At 67.5% G+C, this 16,498-nt stretch carries 16 protein-coding genes; 2 read left to right on the forward strand and 14 right to left on the reverse strand.

Translation table 11 applies throughout. The features are described from left to right. From rsfS to rplU, 9 genes are all read right to left on the reverse strand, one after another. Positions 1–381, reverse strand: coding sequence for a ribosome silencing factor (gene rsfS / locus RQG77_RS08305; protein WP_311244304.1), 381 nt, complete (start codon positions 379–381; stop codon positions 1–3). Next, on the reverse strand, positions 381–1,628 hold the full coding sequence (locus RQG77_RS08310) for a hypothetical protein (RefSeq protein ID WP_311244305.1): 1,248 nt from the start codon (positions 1,626–1,628) through the stop codon (positions 381–383). The genes rsfS and RQG77_RS08310 overlap by 1 nt, the downstream gene beginning before the upstream one ends. Beyond that, positions 1,625–2,227, reverse strand: a complete 603-nt coding sequence (gene nadD / locus RQG77_RS08315) for a nicotinate-nucleotide adenylyltransferase (protein WP_056307178.1) — start codon at positions 2,225–2,227, stop codon at positions 1,625–1,627. Before nadD ends, RQG77_RS08310 begins: the two co-directional genes overlap by 4 nt. 6 nt (positions 2,228–2,233) lie before the next feature. After that, entirely contained in the window at positions 2,234–2,458 is a 225-nt protein-coding gene (locus RQG77_RS08320; protein ID WP_056516731.1) for a hypothetical protein, read from the reverse strand. Between the two features lie 66 nt (positions 2,459–2,524). Then, complete coding sequence (locus tag RQG77_RS08325; protein WP_311244306.1) at positions 2,525–3,778, reverse strand: glutamate-5-semialdehyde dehydrogenase; 1,254 nt, start codon at positions 3,776–3,778, stop codon at positions 2,525–2,527. Positions 3,779–3,787: 9 nt separating this feature from the next. Next, the gene (gene proB, locus RQG77_RS08330; protein ID WP_056516726.1) at positions 3,788–4,573 is read right to left on the reverse strand and encodes a glutamate 5-kinase; all 786 of its coding nucleotides are present in this window, start codon (positions 4,571–4,573) and stop codon (positions 3,788–3,790) included. Further along, positions 4,570–6,072: a GTPase ObgE gene (gene obgE, locus RQG77_RS08335; RefSeq protein ID WP_311244307.1), complete on the reverse strand. Its 1,503-nt coding sequence runs from the start codon at positions 6,070–6,072 to the stop codon at positions 4,570–4,572. The genes proB and obgE overlap by 4 nt, the downstream gene beginning before the upstream one ends. Positions 6,073–6,200: 128 nt before the next feature. Next, the gene (gene rpmA / locus RQG77_RS08340) at positions 6,201–6,458 is read right to left on the reverse strand and encodes a 50S ribosomal protein L27 (protein WP_028501603.1); all 258 of its coding nucleotides are present in this window, start codon (positions 6,456–6,458) and stop codon (positions 6,201–6,203) included. A 19-nt stretch (positions 6,459–6,477) separates the two neighbouring features. Beyond that, positions 6,478–6,786: a 50S ribosomal protein L21 gene (gene rplU, locus RQG77_RS08345; RefSeq protein ID WP_028501602.1), complete on the reverse strand. Its 309-nt coding sequence runs from the start codon at positions 6,784–6,786 to the stop codon at positions 6,478–6,480. A gap of 213 nt (positions 6,787–6,999) precedes the next feature. Between rplU and RQG77_RS08350 the strand changes: the two genes are divergently transcribed. After that, complete coding sequence (locus RQG77_RS08350) at positions 7,000–7,266, forward strand: DUF4031 domain-containing protein (protein ID WP_056307168.1); 267 nt, start codon at positions 7,000–7,002, stop codon at positions 7,264–7,266. Here the strand turns inward: RQG77_RS08350 and RQG77_RS08355 are convergent. Beyond that, on the reverse strand, positions 7,231–9,747 hold the full coding sequence (locus RQG77_RS08355) for an Rne/Rng family ribonuclease (RefSeq protein ID WP_311244308.1): 2,517 nt from the start codon (positions 9,745–9,747) through the stop codon (positions 7,231–7,233). The two genes, RQG77_RS08350 and RQG77_RS08355, sit on opposite strands and share 36 nt — an antisense overlap. Positions 9,748–10,030: 283 nt before the next feature. Between RQG77_RS08355 and RQG77_RS08360 the strand changes: the two genes are divergently transcribed. Further along, positions 10,031–10,648: a vitamin K epoxide reductase family protein gene (locus RQG77_RS08360; RefSeq protein WP_311244309.1), complete on the forward strand. Its 618-nt coding sequence runs from the start codon at positions 10,031–10,033 to the stop codon at positions 10,646–10,648. A 70-nt stretch (positions 10,649–10,718) separates the two neighbouring features. On the opposite strand, the gene ndk is transcribed toward RQG77_RS08360, so the two are convergent. From ndk to ileS, 4 genes are read right to left on the reverse strand one after another with little or no spacing between them, the layout of a single operon-like run. After that, positions 10,719–11,135 carry a nucleoside-diphosphate kinase gene (ndk, locus tag RQG77_RS08365; protein ID WP_045254652.1) on the reverse strand — a complete coding sequence of 139 codons (417 nt, stop codon included), beginning with the start codon at positions 11,133–11,135 and terminating at the stop codon, positions 10,719–10,721. A 1-nt stretch (position 11,136) separates the two neighbouring features. Then, on the reverse strand, positions 11,137–11,559 hold the full coding sequence (locus RQG77_RS08370) for a DUF4233 domain-containing protein (RefSeq protein WP_311244310.1): 423 nt from the start codon (positions 11,557–11,559) through the stop codon (positions 11,137–11,139). Then, complete coding sequence (locus RQG77_RS08375; RefSeq protein ID WP_311244311.1) at positions 11,556–12,908, reverse strand: folylpolyglutamate synthase/dihydrofolate synthase family protein; 1,353 nt, start codon at positions 12,906–12,908, stop codon at positions 11,556–11,558. Before RQG77_RS08375 ends, RQG77_RS08370 begins: the two co-directional genes overlap by 4 nt. Next, on the reverse strand, positions 12,905–16,270 hold the full coding sequence (gene ileS / locus RQG77_RS08380) for an isoleucine--tRNA ligase (protein WP_311244312.1): 3,366 nt from the start codon (positions 16,268–16,270) through the stop codon (positions 12,905–12,907). The genes RQG77_RS08375 and ileS overlap by 4 nt, the downstream gene beginning before the upstream one ends. Positions 16,271–16,498: the final 228 nt, after the last annotated feature.

Here is a 16,498-nt window from a genome sequence, read left to right on the forward strand (position 1 = left end):
TCAGCCGCGGTCTGCCGCGGAATCGGCGAGCTCGAACGGGACCACGGGGCAGTCCTTCCAGAGGCGCTCGAGGCCGTAGTAGACCCGCTCCTCCTGATGGAAGACGTGCACGATCAGGTCGCCGAAGTCGAGAAGCACCCAGCGGGCCTCCGCACGACCCTCGCGGCGGACGCGCTTGTGCCCTGCCTCGATCAGCTTGTCCTCGATCTCGTCGGCGATCGCGGCGACGTTGCGCTCGCTGTTTCCGGTGACGAGGAGGAAGATGTCGACGAGCGGCAGAGGCTCCGACACGTTCAGCGCGACGAGATCCTCACCGCCCTTCGAGACGGCGGCGTCTGCCGCGAGCTGGAGCATCTCAACGGCGTTTTCAGGTGACTGCATCAGAACACATTCGTGGTGAAGGCGACGATCAGGGAAACGCCCAGCGCGAGCGCGAGACCACCCGCCACGATCGCGAGGATGAGCATGAGCTTGTTGCCCTTTTCGGGGGCGGGCGGGCGAATGACCTCGCCTGCGGGCTTGATGGTGCTGACGGCCGCGCTGGCGGCGATCGGCGTGGGCGAGGATGCCGGAGGCAGTTCGCCGTCGATGAGCACGGCGTCGACGTCTTTGCCGTCGGTGGTGCCGTGCGCGTGGCCCTGGGAGCCGAGGCCCTTGGGAAGTTCGTAGGAGCCGGTAACGAGGATCTCACCCGTCGAAGCGACCGGACCGGACAGCGAGCCGTCTCCCGGCGAGGGGTTGAAGATCAGCGTGTTCGGAGCGAGGTGCTGCGAACCGGTCGAGTCACCGACTGTGAGGAGCTCGTCGAAAGACGGCGAGAAGGGCTTGCGGGTCTCTGCCTCGTCGGTGAGAAGACCCTGACCGAACGCCGGGTTCACCGTGGGGTGCTCGCCCTCCGAGAGGTCGGCGTCGTCCTTGCGATCGACATCAGCGAGGACATCGTCCGGGTCGACCTCGTCGTCCTCGTCCGCAGACTCGACCTCGATGCCGAGCTCTGCGACGGCGGCGACGGGATCCTCTTCGGAGTCCGTCTGGTCGGCGGGCTCTTCCGCAGCGAGAGGGATCTCGCCGGAGGTGTCGACACTCGTCGAGGCGCTGACCGGGGTGTGTGCGATCTCGTCGTCGACCTCGTCATCAGCATCATCGATGTCATCTGCAGGCACGGGCGGGGTGTAGGCGGGAACCGCGGTGGCGAGAGCAGGGTTGTCGAGCAGAGGTTCTGCCGCAGCGGCCGTCTCGACAGGTGCCTCGTCTGCGGCGGAGTTGTCGACCTCAGCTTCGCCGTCGACCGGAACGGAACCGGTCTTGGCGAGCTCGCGCTCGCGAACCTGACGCCGTGTCAGCCGCGCTGCACCGGAAGAAGCACCGGCTATGCCGGAGGACGCAACGGCTTCGCCGGAGGACGCAACGGCTTCGTCGTGCGATGCAGGCTCCACTGCCGGTGCGGGTGCCGCTTCGACCTGCTCGACCGGCTCCTCTGCGCGGGGCAGCGGCGGAACGGGCGGCGCCGCGACGGCGGCCGCCGCGGCCTCCTCCGGGGTGATGACAGGCGTGGAACCAGTCAACCGGATCTCACGCAGCTGCTTACGCGTCAGCGGACCCTGATCCTGCCGATCCGATGTACTCATGCCTTGCTCCGATACAGATGATGCTTCGCGATGTATTGAACGACTCCGTCGGGGACGAGATACCAGACCGGCTCGTCCTCACGAACCCGCGCGCGGCAGGCCGTCGACGAGATCGACAGCGCCGGCACCTCCAGCTGGCTGACGTTGTCGCTCGGGAGGCCGTCAGTGCTCAGAACGTGTCCTGGACGTGAGACCGCGACGAAGTGGGCCAACTCCCACAGTTCATCATGGTCCCTCCAACTGAGAATTTGCGCTACGGCGTCGGCTCCGGTGATGAAGAACAGCTCCGCATCGGGCCGGCTCTTCTTCAGATCACGCAGGGTGTCGATCGTGTAGGTGGGGCCCTCGCGGTCGACGTCGACCCGACTGACCGTGAACTGCGGGTTGGATGCCGTGGCGATGACCGTCATGAGATAGCGGTGTTCGCTCGGGGTGACCTCTGGCTTCTGCCAGGGTCGTCCCGTCGGGACGAAGACGACCTCGTCGAGATCGAAGGAGTGCGCGACCTCGCTGGCGGCGACCAGGTGCCCGTGGTGGATGGGGTCGAAGGTGCCGCCCATCACACCGATGCGCGCCGGACGCGAGGTCGTGTCGTCCATAGGGGCCTAGTGGCCGTGCCCTGCCTCGTGGCCGTCCTTGCCGTGCTTCGCCGCCCAGGCGTCGGCTTTGGCGGAGTGACGGTTGGCGACGTTCTTGTACGACAGCGTGACGAGGCCGAGGAAAGCGAACGCGATGATCGCGATCACGCCGAAGATCAGCGTATCGAGCTGGACATTGCCGTGATGCTCGGTTTCGGCAGCGGCCATCGCGATCTGTGCGACGAGGTTCATCCTGACTCCGTTTCGTGGCTGGCGGGCATGACTCACGAGGAGCCACAGCGCCCCCTAGTCTAGCCCTCAGCCGCGGGTCTGCCCCGACCCACGCGCCAGCCATTTCGTGCTGGTCAGCTCGGAAAGCCCCATCGGCCCTCTCGCGTGCAGCTTCTGGGTCGAGATGCCCACCTCCGCGCCGAACCCGAACTCGCCTCCATCGGTGAAGCGGGTCGAGGTGTTGACCATCACGACGGCCGAGTCCACCTCGGCGAGGAAGCGCTCCGCATTGCGCGTGTCCGTCGTCACGATCGACTCGGTATGCCCGGTGCTGTAGCGACGGATGTGCGCGATCGCGTCGTCGAGCGTGTCGACGACCCTGATCGCGATCTCGAGGCTGAGATACTCCGTCTCCCAGTCCTCCTCGGTCGCCGGGATCACGTTCGAGACGAGCCCGGCGACCATGTCGTCACCGTGGATCGCGACACCTTCGCTCTGCAGAGCGCTCGCGACCAGCGGCACCAGCCGCGGAGCAGCCTGACGCAGCACCAGGACCGTCTCGACCGCATTGCAGACACTGGGCCGCTGCACCTTGGCGTTCACGACGATGTCGCAGGCCCAGTCTTCCGGAGCACTCTCGTCGAGCACGATGTGCACGTTGCCTGCACCGGTCTCGATCACGGGAACCGTCGACTCCGTGACGACCGTCTCGATGAGTCCGGCGCTGCCACGAGGGATGAGCACGTCGATGAGGCCACGACCGTGCATGAGCGCCCTCGCGCCGTCGCGCCCGAAGTCGTCGACCGTCTGCACCGCCTCGGGCGTGACACCCGCACCGTCCAGCGCATCACGCATGATCTGCACGAGCACGGTGTTCGAGTCGCGCGCGGCGCTGCCGCCGCGCAGGACGACTGCGTTGCCCGACCGCAACGCAAGCGCGGCGATGTCGACGGTGACGTTGGGGCGCGCCTCGTAGATCGCTCCGACGACCCCGAACGGCACCCTGACCTGCTCGAGCGCGACACCGTTCGGCATCCGGTGCCCGCCGATCACCCGTCCGACGGGGTCGGGCAGCGCAGCGATGTCACGGACCGCCGAGGCGAGGGCTGTGACGCGCTTCTCGTCAAGGCGCAGGCGATCGATCAGCGAATCACCGATGCCGTCGGCCTGACCTCGCGAGACATCGAGTGCGTTGGCCTCGATGATCCTTCGCACGCTCTGTTCGAGGGCGACGGCGATCGCCTCGAGGGCGCGCGCCTTGTCGTCGCTGGTCAGCGCGGCCGTGGCGCGGGACGCCTCTTTGGCGCGCTCCAGGCGCACCTGCGGAGTCTGGTCGGTCATCCGCCCAGTCTAGGAGAGCGCCGGCTCGAACCAGGTCCCTATGTCAGCACCCGAGAGCGCCTGATCGACCAGGTCGGCGCTCGTCACGAGCACGCCGATCCCGGAGGCCGCGGCGAGCCGCGCAGCCGAGACCTTGGTGGCCGCTCCCCCGGTGCCGACGCTGTTGACGACCGTCGAGCCGAACTCGAGACCCGAGAGGTCGGCATCCGGCGCGACGACATCGATCGGCTCGGCCGTGGGATCCGACGGCGGCTTCGTGTAGAGCGACTCGATGTCGCTGAGCAGCACGAGCGCGTCAGCCTCGATGAGCTGCGCGACGAGCGCGCCGAGACGGTCGTTGTCGCCGAAGCGGATCTCCTGCGTCGCGACCGTGTCGTTCTCGTTCACGATCGGGAGGATGCGCAGACCGAGTAGCCGCTCCATGGCCCGACGCGCATTCGAACGCGAGGTCGGATTCTCGAGGTCGCCGGTGGTGAGCAGCACCTGCCCCGCGACGATGTCGAAGGGGCGAAGCGACTCCTGATACCGGTAGACCAGGATGTTCTGGCCTACGGCTGCAGCGGCCTGCTGCGTCGCGAGATCGGTGGGTCTCGCGTCGAGGCGCAGGAACGGGATGCCGGTGGCGATCGCTCCGGACGACACCAGGATGACCTCGGCGCCGCGCGCATGAGCTGCGGCCAGCGCCTCAACCAGGACGGGTATGCGCCAGGACGACTCTCCGCTGATCGAGGACGACCCCACCTTCACGACGATGCGCGAGGCGGTAGCGAGGTCCGCCCTGGTGCGAGCGGTCACTCCCCGTCCTCGCGGTACGCCGCGAGTCGTTGAGCCTCGACTTCGGCGCGGGCCTCGGCCTTGGCGTCCATCCGCTCGTAGTAGGTCTCGCGACGCTCGGAAGTGGTGCGACGGCTGTTGGGCGCCAGACGAGGGTCGGTGCCTCGCGGAGCTGTCATGAGCTCTGCAGCAGAGGTCATGGTCGGCTCCCAGTCGAAGACGATGCTGTCGCCCTCGCCGATGACGACGGTCGACCCCTGCACCGCACCGAGTCGGAACAGCTCGTCCTCGACGCCGAGCTTCTCGAGACGGTCGGCGAGGAATCCGACGGCTTCCTCGTTCTGGAAGTCCGTCTGCTGGACCCAGCGCACCGGCTTCTCGCCGAGGATGCGATAGAGGTTTCCGTAGGTGCCACCCTCGACACGGATCTCGAAGCCCTTCTTGGGGCCCCTCGGGCGGAGGACGACACGCTCGCGCGGCGTCTCGTTGGCCGCGAGCTCGGCACGGTGCGCGTCGACGATCTCGCCGAGCGCGAAGGTCAGAGGACGCAGTCCCTCATGCGAGACGGTGGAGATCTCGAAGACCCGGAAGCCTCGAGCCTCGAGGTCGGGGCGCACGAGGTCAGCGAGATCGCGGGCCTCAGGCACATCGATCTTGTTCAGCGCAATGAGCTGAGGGCGCTCGAGCAGGGGGGTCTGGCCCTCGGGGACCTCGTATGCCGCGAGCTCGCCGAGGATCACGTCGAGGTCGGAGATCGGGTCGCGCCCAGGCTCGAGCGTCGCGCAGTCGAGCACATGCAGAAGAGCCGTGCAGCGCTCGACATGGCGCAGGAACTCGAGACCGAGGCCCCGCCCCTCGCTGGCGCCTTCGATCAGACCGGGGACGTCAGCGACGGTGTACCGCGAGTCTCCCGCCTGAACGACTCCGAGGTTCGGGTGAAGCGTGGTGAACGGGTAATCGGCGATCTTCGGACGAGCGGCCGAGATCGCGCCGATCAGACTCGACTTGCCGGCGGACGGATAGCCCACGAGGGCCACGTCGGCGACCGTCTTGAGCTCGAGGATGACGTCACCCTCGGTGCCGGGTGTGCCGAGCAGTGCGAACCCGGGCGCCTTGCGCTTCGGAGTCGCGAGAGCCGCGTTTCCGAGGCCGCCGTATCCGCCCTTCGCCACGACGAATCGCTCACCGGGCTCGATCATGTCGATCAGCACCTCGCCGGCCGGGTTCTTGACCACGGTGCCGACGGGAACGGGAAGCTCCAGGTCCTCGCCCATGAATCCCGCGCGGTGGTCGCCCATGCCGGGCCCGCCGTTGCCGGAGCTGCGGTGCGGCGAGTGGTGGTACGAGAGAAGCGTGCCCGTCTGGGTGTCAGCGACGAGGACGACGTCGCCGCCGTCGCCGCCGTTACCGCCGTCGGGGCCGCCGAGCGGCTTGAACTTCTCGCGGTGCACCGAGACACAGCCGTTGCCGCCCTTGCCCGCGCGCAGATGCAGCGTCACGGTGTCGACGAAACTGACCATGTCCCACTCCTCAATGATGATCTCGGCCCGAGACGGAGTCTCGGCCTAAAACAGAGATTCGGCCTAAAACATAGATTCGGGACGGGCCGAAGCCCGCCCCGAATCGGATGTCTACTGTCGTGCTGTGATCACTCAGCAGCGGCGACGATGTTGACGACCTTGCGGCCGCCCTTCGCGCCGAACTGGACCGCACCGGCGGCCAGAGCGAACAGCGTGTCGTCGCCTCCACGGCCGACGTTCACGCCGGGGTGGAAGTGCGTGCCGCGCTGGCGGACGATGATCTCGCCGGCGAGAACCTGCTGACCACCGAAACGCTTGACGCCAAGTCGCTGAGCGTTGGAGTCACGACCGTTACGGGTGGAGCTTGCGCCCTTTTTATGTGCCATGTCCTGGTCTCCTCGGTCTTTACTTGATGCCGGTGATCTTGACGCGCGTGAGCTCCTGACGGTGGCCCTGGCGCTTCTTGTAGCCGGTCTTGTTCTTGTACTTCTGGATGATGATCTTCGGGCCGCGGAGGTTGCCGATGACCTCAGCCGTGACCTTGACCTTCGCCAGCGAGTCAGCGTCGGTGGTCACCGTGGCGCCGTCGACGAGCAGCACTGCGGCCAGCTCGATCTTCTCGCCCTGGGCAGCCTTGACACGGTCGAGCTGAACGATCGTGCCGACCTCGACCTTCTCCTGCCGCCCACCGGCGCGCACTACTGCGTAAACCACTTCATACCTGTTTCGTTGGGGAGCTCGCGGCTCCGAGATCTCACGGGAAGACTGTTGCTTGCATGCATCGCGGGGGGCGATGGGCACGAACGCAAGACTCTCCGCTTCGACCGTCCAGGACGACGCGGCATACGCACCAAGGGACTACTTTACCGGATGCGGGACACTGAGGCAAAACGCGCCGTCCGGTGTGTCCGGCCATAGGCTGACGAGATGACCGTTCTCGTCGATGAACCCCGTTGGCCCGCGCACGGGCGGCTGTGGGCCCACCTCGTCAGCGACGACAACCTCGACGAGCTCCACGCCTTCGCGAGGTCGCACGACGTGCCTGCGCGCGCCTTCGACCTCGACCACTACGACGTGCCGGAAGAGCTCGTCCCCCGGCTCATCGCCGCCGGCGCGCAGCACGTCGACGGCAAGGAGCTGGTTCGGAGGCTCATCGCGTCAGGACTGCGTATCCCCGCCCGCGACCGGCGCTGACGGCTCGGAGTTCACGGACACCGGAGTGCCCGTGAGAGCCGCCGTCGAGACGCGGCGGCGACCGCGTCCGTGACCAGGAGCCTTCGGCTCCGGAAGTGCGTCCAGCACGGAGTCGAGCAGCGCCTCGGCCGGGGACTTCGGAGCGTTGCGATCGGCGCCTCGCTTCTTGCGGGGCTTCTTCGTGCGCTCCTGAGCGACGGGCGCCTCGACCGGAGCTGCGGCGATGACGTCGGTCGCAGCCTCCTCGGCGCTCGGAGCACGAGTCGACGCTGCGATCTGCGCGAGCGCTGACTTCGCACCCTCGGGGATGCTGTGGGTCGTCACCGAGGCCGTGGCCTGGTTCTGATTCTGATTCTGGCTCTGCCCGTTGCCGCCGCGCTGGCGACGGTTCGACGAGGAACCGTTGCTGCCATTGCCGTTGGAGTTGCTGCTGGCACGGTGCTTCACGACGGGGTCGTGGTGCACGATGACACCGCGACCGGCGCACACGTCGCATGCCTCGCTGAAGGTCTCGAGCAGGCCGAGGCCGAGCTTCTTTCGGGTCATCTGCACGAGACCGAGCGAGGTGACCTCGGCCACCTGGTGCTTGGTCCGGTCGCGGCTCAGGCACTCGATCAGGCGACGCAGCACGAGGTCGCGATTCGACTCGAGCACCATGTCGATGAAGTCGACGACGATGATGCCGCCGATGTCACGCAGCCGCAGCTGGCGGACGATCTCCTCCGCGGCTTCGAGGTTGTTCTTGGTGACGGTCTCCTCGAGGTTTCCCCCGGAACCGACGAACTTGCCCGTGTTGACGTCGACGACCGTCATGGCCTCGGTGCGGTCGATGACGAGCGAGCCGCCCGAGGGCAGCCAGACCTTGCGGTCGAGGGCCTTCTCGATCTGCTCCGTGATGCGGAACGCGTCGAACGGGTCGGTCTCCTCCTCGTACGACTCCACTCGTTCGAGCAGGTCGGGGGCGACGCTCTCGAGGTACGCGCGGATCGTGCGCTGCGATTCCTCGCCCTGGATCAGCATCTTCGTGAAGTCCTCGTTGAAGACGTCACGCACGATCTTGACCAGGAGATCGGGCTCGGCGTGCAGCAGTGCAGGCGCCTGCTGGTTCTCGACCTGCTTGCGGATGTGCTCCCACTGGGAGGTCAGTCGCTGCACGTCGCGCGTCAGCTGGTCTTCGGTGGCACCCTCGGCCGCCGTGCGGACGATCACGCCCGAGGACTCGGGCAGGACCTCCTTGAGGATGCGCTTCAGACGCGTGCGCTCGTTGTCGGGCAGCTTGCGGCTGATGCCGTTCATCGAACCGCCGGGCACGTACACGAGGTAGCGGCCGGGGAGCGAGATCTGGCTGGTCAGACGTGCGCCCTTGTGACCCACCGGGTCCTTGGTGACCTGCACGAGGACGCGGTCGCCGGCCTTGAGGGCCAGCTCGATGCGGCGGGGCTGGTTGCCGGTCTCGACGCCGTCCCAGTCGACCTCGCCCGAGTACAGCACGGCGTTGCGGCCACGACCGATGTCGACGAACGCGGCCTCCATGCTCGGGAGGACGTTCTGCACACGGCCGAGGTAGACGTTGCCGATCAGAGACGCGTCCTGGTTGCGGGCGACGTAGTGCTCGACGAGCACGCCGTCTTCGAGCACGCCGATCTGCGTGCGACCGTTCTTCGACCGGACGACCATCTTGCGGTCGACCGACTCACGGCGAGCCAGGAACTCGGCCTCGGTCACGACCGGACGACGACGACCGGCGTCACGACCGTCACGACGGCGCTGCTTCTTGGCTTCGAGACGGGTCGAACCCTTGATCGCCTTCGGTTCGGTGATGTACTCGACGACACGCTGGCGCGGCTGACGCGGCTCGTCACGCTGTTCGCGCGGCTCGCGCTGGTCTGCGTCGTCGGAGCCTCCGCGACGGCGACGACCACGACGGCCGGATGCGGAGTCATCGCTCTCGCGCTCGGCGATGCGGTCGAACACGCGCTCGCGACCGGGGAGAGCCGGCAGCGGCACGACCTCGGGCGCGTAGAAGTGGAGCTGGGTCGAGACCTGCGAGACGAAGACCTCGGGGAGGAGCCCCAGCGACACCGCGGTGATCGCCTGCGGGGCCTCGGGCTCGGGAGCCTTGTCATCAGAGGGCTTCTCGTCTGCGACGGGCTTCTCGTCAGCGACGGGCTTCTCGTCAGCGACGGGCTTCTCGTCAGCGACGGGGGCTTCCTCGGGAGCGGGAGCATCCTCCGCAGCAGGAGCATCCTCTGCAGCAGACGCGTCCTCCGCAGCAGACGCGTTATCGGCAGCAGGAGCCTCGTCGGGCTCGTCCTGCGTCGCAGGGGCGTCCTCGGCGACGGGGGCCTCGACCTCGCCACTCTCCGGAGCATCGGGCGTGCCGTCAGCCTCCGGAGCGTCGGCGACTACCTCGTCGGGTGCGTGAGCATCCGAAGAGAAGTCGAGGGTAGGGGCGTCGTAGTCATTGTTCTCATCGGCCATCTCTGGCGTGCTCCTCGTGGCGGACACTTCGTGTTCCGCTAAATCTCATGCGGCGCCTACAGGTGCCGCGAACTCATTCGGTGTGCGACCGGCTCATGGCTCTGATCGCGAGGGGCATACGGCCCCGAAGTCTGCGTCGATGCCCACAACGACAACGTCGAGCGATGCATCACAGGCCATTATCGCACCAAGTGGGCCGGTTCGCGGCATCGTCGCGTGCTCGCGTCGTTTTCTCCGGCCCGCCTCACGCCCGATCCATAGTGATCACTGGGATAATCCACATATGAGCGAGCAGCGCACCCGCCCCGTCATCTATGCCGTCTGGCTGATCATCGCGAGCGTCGTCGGCTGGTTCGCCGCCTTCCAGCTCACGGTCGAGAAGTTCGTGCTGCTCGAGAACCCGACCGACGCACTCGCCTGCGATGTCAGTCCGTTCATCCAGTGCAGCAAGAACCTCGGCTCATGGCAGGGCGAGGTCTTCGGATTCCCGAACCCGCTCATGGGGCTCTCCGGATGGATCGCACCGCTCGTCGTCGGCGTGGCCATCCTGGCGGGTGCGCGCTTCCCCCGCTGGTTCTGGGCCGCCTTCGGCGCCGGCATCACGTTCGCATTCGGCCTGGTGTGCTGGCTGATCGGCCAGAGCCTCTACGCGCAGAACCTCGGTGTGCTGTGCCCCTGGTGCATGGTCACCTGGGCCGTCACGATCCCGACGTTCTTCGCGACAATGTTGCATCTGACCCGCAACGGCACGTTCACCAAGAACGAGAAGACCCAGGAACGCGCCGACAAGCTCATGGTCTGGGTCCCCCTCGCCACGATCCTCGCGTACGCCGTCATCATCATGATGGCTCAGCTGCAGGGGCTCGACTTCCTCGGCGAGATGGCGCGCATCATCTTCTGATCCGCCGCTGCCGCAACGACGAAGCCCGCCGCACGAGATCGTGCGGCGGGCTTCATCGTTGCGCGGAAGCTCAGTCGAACCAGATGCCGAGCTCGCGTGCGGCGGACTCGGGGCTGTCCGAGCCGTGCACGAGGTTCTGCTGGACCTTGAGGCCCCAGTCGCGGCCGAAGTCGCCACGGATCGTGCCGGGTGCCGCGGTCGTCGGGTCAGTGGTGCCCGCGAGCGAGCGGAAACCCTCGATCACACGGTTGCCCGCGAGGCGGATCGCCACGGACGGGCCCGAGAGCATGAACTCGAGGAGCGGCTCGTAGAACGGCTTTCCCTCGTGCTCCGCATAGTGCTCGGCGAGGAGATCGCGGTCGGGTTCGACCAGACGGATGTCGACGAGCGCGTAGCCCTTCGATTCGATGCGCGCCAGGATCGCTCCGGTGAGGCCGCGCGCGACACCGTCGGGCTTGACGAGGACGAGGGTTTCTTCGGTGGCCATGTCATTCACTCTCTGTCTGAGTCTCGGTCGCGGGCCCGTCTGGACGTCGTGCGTCCAATCGAGCCCCCATGATCGTCGCATATCCCCACATGCCGCCGAAAATCACGACGACCAGCAGGATGGCGGGAACGAGGATCGCTGCCAGCGCGATGATGACCTGGATCACCCAGCCCGCGGTGATGGCCCAGGGTTTCGTGATCATCCCTGCGACGGCGATGCAGGCGAGCCCGACGATCGCTCCCCCCACGATCCCCCACCACTGCGGGATGCCCGGCGGAAGCGTCTTCAGGCCGAAGACCGTGAGCCCCGCGAGGAACACGACGATCGACTCGAATCCGAGCACGATCGGGGCGAGCTTCTGCACCAGAGTGCGCGGCGGACGTGGTGCGCGAGGCTGACGAGGAGATGCCGAATCGGCGCTCACGCCCGCCACCCCGACTTCCAATCCTCTTCTTCCGAGAGGGAGATGGCCTCGCCGGCCAGCACGACGGATCCTGCGATGACCACCGCACGGCGGTCGGACGATGCCGCCCACTCTCGGGCGGCGTCCGCAGCCTCGGCGAGGGTCGGATGCACGGTCGCTCGCTGCCCTGCGGCTTCGACGAGATCGGCTATCGCATCCGCATCGCTCGCCCGGTCGGAATCAGGGGCGGTGGCGAAGACGTGGGCTGCCGCCGGTGCGAGCTTCGCCACGATGCCCGCCGCATCCTTGTCACCGAGGACTCCGAGAACGACCCCCCATTCGTCGAAGTCGAAGCTGTCGTCCATCGCCTGGGCGAGGGCTGCGGCCCCGTGCGGGTTGTGCGCCGCATCGACGATCACCGTGGGCGAGATGCCGAGCAGCTGAAGGCGACCGGGCGACGTCGCACCCTGCAGCCCCTCCGAGACGATGTCGGCCGCGATCTGCTGCTGCCCACCGCCGATGAGCGCCTCCACTGCGGCGACCGCGAGAGCGGCGTTGTGCCCCTGATGCGCGCCGTACTGCGGCAGGTACTCCTCGAGGTACTCCCCCGCGAGCCCGCGGATCGAGATGAGCTGCCCTCCGACCGCGAGCTTCTGGTCGGTGAGACCGAACTCATCGCCCTCGAAGGCGATCGTGGCGTTCCTCTCCGCAGCAACGCGCCGAAGCACGTCAGCGGCCTCGTCCGGCTGCTGCGCCGAGACGACGGCTGCGCCCTCCTTGATGATCCCCGCCTTCACCGTGGCGATCTCGGCGATCGTGCCACCGAGGCGGTCGGCGTGGTCGATGTCGATCGGCGCGAATACCGCCACGTCGCCGTCGGCGGTGTTGGTCGAGTCCCACTCGCCGCCCATGCCCACCTCGAGCACGAGGACGTCGACCGGGGCATCTGCGACCGCGACGAAGGCCAGCACCGTGAGCAGCTCGAAGAACGTGAGCGGCTCCTCGCCCGCAGCTTCGAGTTCGGCGTCGACGATCACGACGAAGGGCTCGATCTCGTCCCAGGCGTCGGCGACCGCGGCATCCTCGATCGGCTCGCCGTCGATCATGATGCGCTCTGTGAAGCGCTCGAGGTGCGGGCTCGTGAAGAGTCCGGTGCGCAGACCGTGCGCCCTGAGCAGGCTCTCGATCATGCGGGCCGTCGACGTCTTGCCGTTCGTGCCCGTGATGTGCACGACGCGGTACGTGCGCTGCGGGTCGTCGAGGAACGCGAGGATGCGTGCGGTCCGCTCCTTGCGCGGCTGCACCCAGCGCTCGCCCGCGCGGCTCAGCAGCGTCTCGTAAACGGCATCCGCCCTGTCTCGTGCGCTCATGCGCTCGGCTCCTCGAGGTTCGTGTCGATCGTGACGATGATCGGGCGCTTGTCGGCACCGAGGGCCGTGGCGCCGCTGCGGAACACGCCGTCACCCGGGCTCGTCACCTCCTGCACCAGAGTGGCGATCTCGTCGGTCGCGAGCACCGCGAAGCCCACAGCGAGGGTCTCCCCCGCGATCAGCTCGGCGTGCGTCTGCAGAGCCTCGGCATCGGCGGCGCTCACATTGAGCGCGAGCACGATGCGGTCACTCACGTCGAGATCGGCGTTCTTACGCGCCTCCTGCACGACGCGGATCGCGTCACGCGCCAAGCCTTCGGCTTCGAGCTCCGGTGTGGTCTGCGTGTCGAGCAGCACGAAGCCGCCGGCCGGCACGAGTGCGAGCGCCTCGCCCTCCGGACGTCCGGTGGTCTCGAGCGCGAGCTCGTACTCCGACGGCTCGAGCGCGATGCCGCCCGCGGTGACGACCCCGTCGCTCTCCGACCAGTCCCCCGCCTTCGCGGCTTTGATCACGGTCTGCACGTTCTTGCCGAGGCGCGGGCCCGCGGCACGGGCGTTGACGCTGAGGCGGTGGCTGATGCCGTAGTCCACCGCTGTCGTGTCGGACTGCTCGACGAGCTCGACCGACTTGACGTTGAGTTCCTCGCGCAGGATGTCCTCGAACTGGCCGAGCGTCGCCGCGAGCGGCGACACGACGGTGAGTCGGGCGAGAGGCAGCCGCACGCGCAGCTTCTCCTTCTTGCGCAGCGCGTTGGCGACGCTCGACAGCTCGCGCACGGCATCCATCGCGTCGCGGATCTCGTCGGCCGCCGGGAACGCGCCGGCGTCCGGCCAGTCCTGCAGGTGCACGCTTCGTCCGCCCGTGAGCCCCTGCCACACGCGCTCGCTGATGAGCGGCACGAGAGGCGCGGCGACGCGGGTCAGGGTCTCGAGCACGGTGTAGAGCGTGTCGAAGGCGTCGGTGTTGGATCCCTCCCAGAACCGGTCGCGCGAGCGGCGGATGTACCAGTTGGTGAGCACCTCGGCGAAGTCGCGCAGACGCGCGGAGGCCGTGGTGGAATCGAGGCCCTCGAGGTCGGCGCGCACCTCGCGCACGAGGTCGCCGAGGCGGGCCAGGATGTAGCGATCGAGCACGTCGGTGGAATCCGTGCGCCACGTCGCCTCGTACCCGCCGGGCTTCGCCGCGTTCGCATAGGTCGCGAAGAAGTACCACGAGTTCCACAGCGGAAGCAGGAACTCGCGCACGCCCGAGCGGATGCCCTCTTCGGTCACCGCGAGGTTGCCTCCGCGAAGCACCGAGCTCGACATGAGGAACCAGCGCATCGCGTCGGAGCCGTCGCGATCGAGCACCTCTGAGACGTCAGGGTAGTTGCGCAGCGACTTCGACATCTTGTAGCCATCGTTGCCGAGGACGATGCCGTGGCAGCTGACGCCGGTGAACGCCGGGCGGTCGAACAGCGCGGTCGACAGCACGTGCATGACGTAGAACCATCCGCGCGTCTGCCCGATGTACTCGACGATGAAGTCGGCGGGTGCATGCGTGTCGAACCACTCCTGGTTCTCGAACGGGTAGTGCACCTGCGCGTACGGCATCGAGCCCGAGTCGAACCACACGTCGAAGACGTCCTCGATGCGGCGCATCGTGCTCTTGCCGGTGGGGTCGTCCGGGTTCGGACGCGTGAGGTCGTCGATGTACGGACGGTGCAGGTCGATCTCGCCCTCGGGGTTGCGCGGGAGGGTGCCGAAGTCGCGCTCCATCTCCTCGAGCGAGCCGTAGGCGTCGACGCGCGGGTACTCGGGGTCGTCGCTCTTCCAGATCGGGATCGGCGAGCCCCAGTACCGGTTGCGGCTGATCGACCAGTCGCGTGCGCCCTCGAGCCACTTGCCGAACTGGCCGTGCTTGACGTTCTCGGGCACCCAGGTGATCTGCTCGTTGTTCGCGAGCAGGTCGTCCTTGATGTCGGTGACGCGGATGAACCAGCTCGAGACGGCCTTGTAGATCAGGGGGTTCCGGCAGCGCCAGCAGTGCGGGTAGGAGTGCACGTAGCTCTGCTCGCGCAGGAGGCGGCCCTCGGAGCGCAACAGACGGATGAGCGGCGTGTTCGCGTCCATCCAGAGCTGGCCGGCGACGTCGGTGACGTTCGGCAGGAAGCGTCCGCCGTCGTCGAGCGACAGGATCGTCGGGATGCCGGCGGCACCGGCGACTCGCTGGTCGTCCTCACCGTAGGCCGGCGCCTGGTGGACGATGCCGGTGCCGTCACTGACCGTGACGTAGTCGTCGACGAGGATGCGCCAGGCGTTCTCGGTGCCGTAGGTCTCGGTGTCGGCGTAGTAGTCGAAGAGGCGGTCGTAGGTGACGTCTTCGAGCTCGGCGCCTCGTACGGTCGCATCGACCGCGGCGAGCGCGTCGTCCAGGGACTCGTAGCCGAGGTCCTTGACGTAGCCGCCGAGCAGCTCGCGCGCGAGGAGATAGCGATGAGCTGCGGCCTCGACGGCGGCATCCGTCGTTCCTGCGATCTGGTGCACGTCGGCCGCTCCGCCGGGGCCGGCCGGGAGCACGACGTACTCGATGTCGGGGCCGACGGCGAGCGCGAGGTTGGTGGGAAGCGTCCAGGGCGTGGTGGTCCAGGCCAGTGCCCGCACGGCGGTGAGGCCGAGGGCTTCGGCCTTGGCACCCGTCAGCGGGAACGTGACGGTGACCGACGGGTCCTGACGGTTCTGGTACACGTCGTCATCCATGCGCAGCTCGTGCGCCGAGAGCGGGGTCTCGTCGCGCCAGCAGTACGGCAGCACGCGGTATCCCTCATATGCGAGCCCCTTGTCGAACAGGGTCTTGAACGCCCAGAGCACGCTCTCCATGTACCCGAGATCGAGCGTCTTGTATCCGCGCTCGAAGTCGACCCAGCGAGCCTGACGCGTGACGTAGTCCTGCCATTCATGCGTGTACTTGAGCACCGAGTCCTTCGCCTTCGCGTTGAAGACGTCGATGCCCATGGCCTCGATCTCGCTCTTCTCGGTGATGCCGAGCTGCTTCATGGCCTCGAGCTCGGCCGGCAGACCGTGGGTATCCCAGCCGAAGACGCGATCGACCTTCTTGCCGATCATCGTCTGGAAGCGGGGGAAGACGTCCTTGGCATAGCCGGTGAGCAGGTGCCCGTAGTGCGGCAGACCGTTGGCGAAGGGCGGGCCGTCGTAGAAGACCCACTCATCAGCGCCCTCGCGCTGCTCGATGGAGGCACGGAAGGTCTGGTCGGTCTCCCAGAAGTCGAGCACATCGCGCTCGATCTGGGGGAACCGAGGGCTCGGGGCGACGGAGGCAGCCTGGTCGGCGGCGGGGCCGAAGGAGGAACGCGGGTAGGTCATGTCGTCTCGCAGGAGTCGTGGCGGATGCTGCTGCGAGGACGATCCGTCCGGCGTGTCGTTCCGGGGACCGCGGTACCACCTCGCGTGCCGCGCCTCTCGGCGGAGCCACTCTCACTGCGGCTGTGACGGGCCTGCCCCGCTCGGTTCTACTGAGCCGGCCCTTGCGAGGCCGACCGTTCTTCCGAGAGCTCCCCGGTGATGTCCGGATCACAGCTCTTGGCTCCCATT

The organism is Microbacterium sp. WCS2018Hpa-23, from assembly GCF_031843845.1.
Lineage (GTDB): Bacteria > Actinomycetota > Actinomycetes > Actinomycetales > Microbacteriaceae > Microbacterium.

What these genes read in the sequence shown, in the direction of transcription:
- rsfS (WP_311244304.1), bottom strand. Translation starts at nt 381, where the DNA reads ATGCAGTCACCTGAAAACGCCGTTGAGATGCTCCAGCTCGCGGCAGAC.
- RQG77_RS08310 (WP_311244305.1), bottom strand. Translation starts at nt 1,628, where the DNA reads ATGAGTACATCGGATCGGCAGGATCAGGGTCCGCTGACGCGTAAGCAG.
- nadD (WP_056307178.1), bottom strand. Translation starts at nt 2,227, where the DNA reads ATGGACGACACGACCTCGCGTCCGGCGCGCATCGGTGTGATGGGCGGC.
- RQG77_RS08320 (WP_056516731.1), bottom strand. Translation starts at nt 2,458, where the DNA reads ATGAACCTCGTCGCACAGATCGCGATGGCCGCTGCCGAAACCGAGCAT.
- RQG77_RS08325 (WP_311244306.1), bottom strand. Translation starts at nt 3,778, where the DNA reads ATGACCGACCAGACTCCGCAGGTGCGCCTGGAGCGCGCCAAAGAGGCG.
- obgE (WP_311244307.1), bottom strand. Translation starts at nt 6,072, where the DNA reads ATGGTCAGTTTCGTCGACACCGTGACGCTGCATCTGCGCGCGGGCAAG.
- rpmA (WP_028501603.1), bottom strand. Translation starts at nt 6,458, where the DNA reads ATGGCACATAAAAAGGGCGCAAGCTCCACCCGTAACGGTCGTGACTCC.
- RQG77_RS08350 (WP_056307168.1), top strand. Translation starts at nt 7,000, where the DNA reads ATGACCGTTCTCGTCGATGAACCCCGTTGGCCCGCGCACGGGCGGCTG.
- RQG77_RS08355 (WP_311244308.1), bottom strand. Translation starts at nt 9,747, where the DNA reads ATGGCCGATGAGAACAATGACTACGACGCCCCTACCCTCGACTTCTCT.
- RQG77_RS08360 (WP_311244309.1), top strand. Translation starts at nt 10,031, where the DNA reads ATGAGCGAGCAGCGCACCCGCCCCGTCATCTATGCCGTCTGGCTGATC.
- ndk (WP_045254652.1), bottom strand. Translation starts at nt 11,135, where the DNA reads ATGGCCACCGAAGAAACCCTCGTCCTCGTCAAGCCCGACGGTGTCGCG.
- RQG77_RS08375 (WP_311244311.1), bottom strand. Translation starts at nt 12,908, where the DNA reads ATGAGCGCACGAGACAGGGCGGATGCCGTTTACGAGACGCTGCTGAGC.
- ileS (WP_311244312.1), bottom strand. Translation starts at nt 16,270, where the DNA reads ATGACCTACCCGCGTTCCTCCTTCGGCCCCGCCGCCGACCAGGCTGCC.